5 protein-coding genes and 2 tRNA genes are annotated in these 5789 nt (G+C 49.4%); 4 read left to right on the top strand and 3 right to left on the bottom strand.

The genetic code is table 11. The features are described from left to right. Positions 1 to 299 precede the first annotated feature (299 nt). The 3 genes from ACEN2G_RS14140 to ACEN2G_RS14130 all read right to left on the bottom strand — a co-directional run bounded on the left by ACEN2G_RS14140 (position 300) and on the right by ACEN2G_RS14130 (position 3862). Positions 300 to 1610 carry a M18 family aminopeptidase gene (locus ACEN2G_RS14140; protein ID WP_442022634.1) on the bottom strand — a complete coding sequence of 437 codons (1311 nt, stop codon included), beginning with the start codon at positions 1608 to 1610 and terminating at the stop codon, positions 300 to 302. A 111-nt stretch (positions 1611 to 1721) separates the two neighbouring features. Next, on the bottom strand, positions 1722 to 2465 hold the full coding sequence (gene trmB / locus ACEN2G_RS14135) for a tRNA (guanosine(46)-N7)-methyltransferase TrmB (protein ID WP_442022632.1): 744 nt from the start codon (positions 2463 to 2465) through the stop codon (positions 1722 to 1724). A 218-nt stretch (positions 2466 to 2683) separates the two neighbouring features. Beyond that, positions 2684 to 3862 carry an aminotransferase-like domain-containing protein gene (locus ACEN2G_RS14130; protein WP_442022630.1) on the bottom strand — a complete coding sequence of 393 codons (1179 nt, stop codon included), beginning with the start codon at positions 3860 to 3862 and terminating at the stop codon, positions 2684 to 2686. A 223-nt stretch (positions 3863 to 4085) separates the two neighbouring features. Here ACEN2G_RS14130 and mutY point away from each other — a divergent pair, with 223 nt between their 5' ends. From mutY to ACEN2G_RS14110, 4 genes are all read left to right on the top strand, one after another. Then, the gene (gene mutY / locus ACEN2G_RS14125; protein WP_442022628.1) at positions 4086 to 5168 is read left to right on the top strand and encodes an A/G-specific adenine glycosylase; all 1083 of its coding nucleotides are present in this window, start codon (positions 4086 to 4088) and stop codon (positions 5166 to 5168) included. A 3-nt stretch (positions 5169 to 5171) separates the two neighbouring features. Next, positions 5172 to 5447 carry an oxidative damage protection protein gene (locus tag ACEN2G_RS14120; RefSeq protein ID WP_442022626.1) on the top strand — a complete coding sequence of 92 codons (276 nt, stop codon included), beginning with the start codon at positions 5172 to 5174 and terminating at the stop codon, positions 5445 to 5447. 133 nt (positions 5448 to 5580) lie between these two features. Continuing rightward, positions 5581 to 5656: transfer RNA gene (locus tag ACEN2G_RS14115), tRNA-Phe, on the top strand. Between the two features lie 59 nt (positions 5657 to 5715). Beyond that, positions 5716 to 5788 (top strand) — tRNA-Phe (locus tag ACEN2G_RS14110). Position 5789 lies beyond the last annotated feature (1 nt).

Below are 5789 nucleotides of genomic sequence, written 5' to 3'. Positions count from 1 at the left end.
GTAAGCCGTAAGCCGTAAGCCGTAAGCCGTAAGCCGTAAGCCGTAAGCCGTAAGCCGTAAGCCGTAAGCCGTAAGCCAAAAATAAAATCATATAACAAACAAAAAGGTCGAATACTTTTTAAAGTATTCGACCTTTTTTAATGGTGCGTAATCTTTGCGCGAATACTTCTCCCCTAAAATAAGCGCTCCTACAAAAGGCGGTGTGTTTCTAGCTGCGCGTCATTGCGCAGCTAAAGCTCGACGCTGCTTGTATGTTTGTCTTTAACTGACAGCTTACGGCTTCAAGCTTACAGCTGCTCTTAATCCCCTTCCCACTCACTGATAAAGGCTTGCAGCGCTTGGCTTAAGTACCACGCATCTTTGGTGCCAGCAGTTTCGCGAATCGAATGCATAGACCATTGCGGCGCACCCACGTCCACGACTCGCACCCCTAACTTAGTGGCAGCAACCGGACCTATAGTACTGCCACACCCCATGTCGGCTCGCACCACAAAACGCTGATAAGGCACTTGGGCTAAGTCACAAAAATGGCTAAATAAAGCGCTGCTTTCTGAGTTAGTGGCGTAGCGCTGATTAGCATTCATCTTGATCACGGGGCCGGCATTAATTTTCGGGCCGTGGTTTTCGTCATGCTTGTCGGCGTAGTTAGGATGCAGTGCATGAGCGTTATCACAAGACACAAAGAACGAGCGTGCCATCATACGTTGATACAACTGCTCTTCACCACTTAAGCGGCGCAACACGCTTTCTAAAAATGGCCCATGGGCACCAGTGGCCGAGGAACTGCCCACTTCTTCGTGGTCATTACACACCAATAACGAAGTGGCCGCTGATTTGCCATTCGCTAACAGCGCGTTTAAGCCGGTGTAGCAAGATAGCAAGTTATCCAGACGCGCCGAGCTTATCAACTCTTGCTCAAGGCCCACCAGTGCGGGTGCTTGAGTGTCATAAAAACACAAGTCGTAGTCGATGACTTGTGTGACATCATGACCCGCTTGGCGTAACTGGCTCCTTAGCCATTCGCGCAACACTAAACTTGGGTTGCTCTCATCATGGGCATCTATGCCTAATACCGGCGGCAAGTGTAACTGGGCATTAATTTCCGAGTTTTTATTGGCTTCACGATTAAGGTGAATGGCAAGTGAGGGGATCACCGCAATCGGTTTGGCTACATCAAGCAGAGCAACCTGTAATTTACCCGCGGCATTACGAAAGTGCACTTGGCCTGCCAACGACAAGTCTCGGTCAAACCAAGGGTGCATCAGCACGCCACCATAAACCTCCACACCTAGCTGTAAATAACCATGGCGCAATAATTCGGCGTTGGGCTTCACTTTTAAACAAGGACTGTCGGTATGCGCACCTATCATGCGCACACCCGCCTCAAAGACCGGCTGTTCGCCTAAACGAAAGGCAATAATAGAGCGACCACCACGCGTCAGCCAATAACCTTGGCCGGGCTCTAATTGCCATGCTTCACTTTCATTTAAGGCGGTAAAGCCTGCCGCTTCCAGCTCGCGCACCATAGTGCTTACCGCATGAGCGGGGCTAGGTGAAGCTTGTAGAAAGTCGATTAAACTCTGGTTAAATGCTGCTTGCTGTTGAGTCACTTTATTTTTTACCCATGTTTAAGATTGCACGGCGTGAAGAGTTAAGGGTGAGGCGTAATCCACTGTTACAGATCCGGTGTTTTTCACACCTTATTCTTCACAGTCTGTTAATTATTCAGTACGCGTAAAGATCAGATCCCACACGCCGTGACCTAAACGATGGCCGCGCTGCTCGAACTTAGTGAGCGGACGATAATCCGGACGCGGCATATAATCGCCCTCGGTAGAGGCGTTCACATAACCGGGGGCCGCTTGCATCACTTCTAACATATGCTCGGCGTAGTTTTCCCAATCGGTTGCCATGTGAAACTCACCGCCAATCTTTAACTTGCTGCGCAGCATTTCCACGAAGGCAGGCTGCACTATGCGGCGTTTGTGATGGCGTGTTTTGTGCCAAGGATCCGGGAAAAATAACTGCACGCGATCCAAGCTTTGCTCGGGCAACATATGCTCAAACACTTCCACGGCATCGTGACACATAACGCGCAAGTTAGTGATCTTGGCCTCAGCCGCTGCCATCAAACAAGCACCCACACCTGGGGTATGCACTTCTATACCGAGATAATCGAGCTCAGGAGCCACTTTAGCCATTTCCACTAAGGAGCCGCCCATACCAAAGCCTATTTCTAGCACTCTGGGTGCCGCGCGGTTAAACACCGCATCTAGATCAATAAGCTGTGGCTGGTACTCAAGGCCCATCACAGGCCATTGCTCGGTCATGGCTTTTTCTTGGCCTTTGGTTAAGCGCCCTTCACGCAGTACGAAGCTGCGAATTTTACGCTTACGTAGTTCTTGCTCTGGCTGTGCGAGTGCTTGCTCGAGTAGGGTTTGCTCGGGCTGGTGTTCATCTGTCATTTAACTTCTCCGACTGGCTTAGCAAGCCTACTTTAAGATAATTTTTAATTTGTTGATTTAGCTTCAGTCGCAAAATGAAAAAACTGCATTCTTACGCCAAGGTAAGAATGCAGTAGTGACCTAACGCTCATTATAAAACGACTGCTACCTGACCCGCGTCAGGCTCTTCGCTTAATCTGTAAACTTACAGCTTCAAGCTTATGGCTTACAGCTTTAATTTAAAGTACTTGGTTCAGTACTCGACCTAAACGCTTAATGCCCTCTTCAATGGTGGCTTCATCAAAGCCCGCATAGCTTAAGCGTGCGGTATGTGAGATATCGGGGCGCACATAAAAAGGCTGGCCGGGCACGAAGGCAACGTTTTCTTTGATCGCCTTATCAAACAACTCCATGGCATTGATGTGCTTAGGCAAGGTTATCCATAAAAACATGCCGCCTTCGGGACGCGTGAATTCGATACCTGGGCAATACTTGAGCAGTGCATTTTCCATGGCGATTTTTTGGCGACCATACACGGTGCGAATACGTGCAATGTGATCGTCTAAATTATGATCTTGCAAGTAGCTATGTAACACCTGCTGCACGAAACCGTTGGTGTGTAAGTCAGAGGCTTGCTTAGCAATCATCACCTTTTGGCGTAACCAATCTGGCATTAGCATCCAACCCAAACGGAACGATGGCACTACCACTTTAGAGAATGAGCCCAGCAGTACCACATTATCTGGCGCCATTTTCGCAATCGGCGATAAATGCTCACCTTCAAAACGCAGCTCGCCGTAAGGATTATCTTCAATCATCAGCACATCATGCTTAATCAGGCGCTCGGCCACGGCTTGACGATTTTCTAAGCAATAAGTCAGACCCGTGGGGTTTTGAAAGTTAGTCACGCCATACAATAAGCGCGCGTGACCGGGCTTGGCGAGCAGCGCGTCTAACTCAGCGATATCGAGACCATCCTCGTTTAACGCCACACCTTGAAAATTAGGCTGATAAACCGATAGCGCTTGAATCGCACCTAAGTAACCAGGCTCTTCGATGATCAGCTTGTCGCCTTCATTCACCAGCACTTTACCCAACAGATCTAACGCCTGCTGTGAACCATTAGTAATCAAAATATTGTCTGGCGACACCTGCATGCCGTACTGCTGAAAATACCGATCCGCAATGTATTTGCGCAAGGGCGCAAAGCCTTCGGTAGCCGCATATTGTAAGGCGCCATTACTGTGGTCTTGCAACACTTTGGCGCTGGCCACCGCCAGCTCCTCATGAGGAAAAAAAGCCGGATTCGGTAAACCGCCAGCAAAAGAAATAACGTCTGGATTCATCGCGACTTTAAGAATTTCACGGATGAAGGAAGGCTCTACCTTGGCAAAGCGTTGCGCGAAAAAGGGTTGCATAAGGATCTCTCTAAAAACCTAGGCTGGCGGGCGCCAATAACACGCTTCTTTTGTATCAGAAAACAGTTAAATAACAAACTAACTCGCGCAAATGAGTGCGCAATATGGTGCCATTTTCTCGCACCACGCCAATATGTGCACGTTTTACCGAGCAAGAGGCGAGTTTGCGCACGCCCCTCAAGTGTGTTCTGATCTGACTATTCTCTTCTATATAGTCGCTATTGTGAATACAGTCTCTTTTGCCGAACGGGTGTTGGTTTGGTACCAACAGCACGGCCGCAAAACTTTGCCTTGGCAGCTGAACAAGACACCGTACCGAGTGTGGGTGTCGGAAATTATGCTTCAGCAAACCCAAGTGGCTACCGTTATTCCCTACTATCACACCTTTATGGCCCGCTTTCCGGACGTGCTAAGCTTGGCCAATGCCGAGCCAGACGAAGTGCTGCATCTGTGGACCGGCCTTGGCTATTACGCTCGCGCGCGCAATTTGCATAAGGCCGCACAAACTATTCGCGATCATTATCAGGGCCAATTTCCCGAACGATTTGAAGAAGTGCTAGGCCTGCCCGGCATAGGCCGCTCCACCGCAGGAGCCGTGCTATCGCTATCTTTGGGTCAACATCACGGCATTTTGGACGGCAATGTGAAACGCGTGCTGGCTCGCTGGTTGGCACAACAAGGTTGGCCTGGGCAAAAAAACGTAGAAAATGAGCTGTGGGAGCAAGTGGCACGCCTTACTCCTGCCTCTGGCGTGACGCAATATAATCAGGCAATGATGGACTTAGGCGCCACTATTTGTACCCGCTCTAAGCCTAAGTGTGAACTGTGCCCAGTGAGTAGTGACTGCCAAGCGCTGACCTTAAGCACGCCCACCGCCTTTCCGCACTCTAAACCCAAGAAAACGGTGCAGCCGGTCAAGCAGGCACATTTATTGTTGCTCAAACATGGCCAACAACTCTTGCTAGAGCAAAGACCGCCGCACGGCATTTGGGGCGGCTTATATTGCTTCCCTGAGTTTCATAATGAGCCAGAGCTCAAAGATTGGCTGAAGCGTTATCCAGACGCCAACCCGCCACAACCCCTACCCAGCTTTCGCCATACCTTTAGCCATTTTCACTTAGATATCAGCCCTTGGCTGGTAGAAATAGCCCAGATACCCACAGAGGTGATGGCCGCCAGTGAGCGACTTTGGTATAACTTGGAGCAACCTGCGGCGGTTGGCTTAGCAGCGGCTACCACCAAACTGCTTGCTTACCCGCAACTGCAAACTTGCTCCCCCGCAAACTTACTTGCAAACAAGGAATAAATTATGAGCCGTACCGTTTTCTGCCTGCGTTTACAAAAAGAAGCCGAAGGCTTGGATTTTCAACTTTACCCAGGTGAGCTAGGTAAGCGCATCTATGACAATATTTCTAAAGAGGCGTGGGCTGCTTGGCAGCAAAAACAAACCATGTTGATCAACGAAAAAAAGCTCAACATGATGAATGCCGAGCACAGACAATTATTAGAAAGCGAAATGGTCGCCTATTTATTTGAAGGCGCCGACGTAAAGGTTGATGGCTACACCCCGCCTAGTGCGAGCTAAAAGTGCGAGCTAAAAGCACAAACTAAAATGCGGACTAAAGCAGCACTTTGCTCAAGACATAAGCAATCACCTTTATGTCTTTGAAATAGCGGTTGACTTGATATGCCCAATCTTATCTAATTACGCCCCGTTAGCCCGGATAGCTCAGTCGGTAGAGCAGGGGATTGAAAATCCCCGTGTCGGCGGTTCGATTCCGTCTCCGGGCACCATATTGTAAATAGAAAGTTGTAGTAAAGAGTTCGTATAAACGTGCCGTAATGCGTGTTTAGCCCGGATAGCTCAGTCGGTAGAGCAGGGGATTGAAAATCCCCGTGTCGGCGGTTCGATTCCGTCTCCGGGCAC

Origin of the sequence: Oceanisphaera sp. W20_SRM_FM3 (genome assembly GCF_052119705.1) — a bacterium.
Classification (GTDB): domain Bacteria; phylum Pseudomonadota; class Gammaproteobacteria; order Enterobacterales; family Aeromonadaceae; genus Oceanimonas.
This window is presented reverse-complemented; position numbering and strand designations above follow the sequence as displayed.

Coding starts and splice junctions, on each gene's coding strand:
- trmB (WP_442022632.1), bottom strand. CDS start 2,465: ATGACAGATGAACACCAGCCCGAGCAAACCCTACTCGAGCAAGCACTC.
- ACEN2G_RS14130 (WP_442022630.1), bottom strand. CDS start 3,862: ATGCAACCCTTTTTCGCGCAACGCTTTGCCAAGGTAGAGCCTTCCTTC.
- ACEN2G_RS14120 (WP_442022626.1), top strand. CDS start 5,172: ATGAGCCGTACCGTTTTCTGCCTGCGTTTACAAAAAGAAGCCGAAGGC.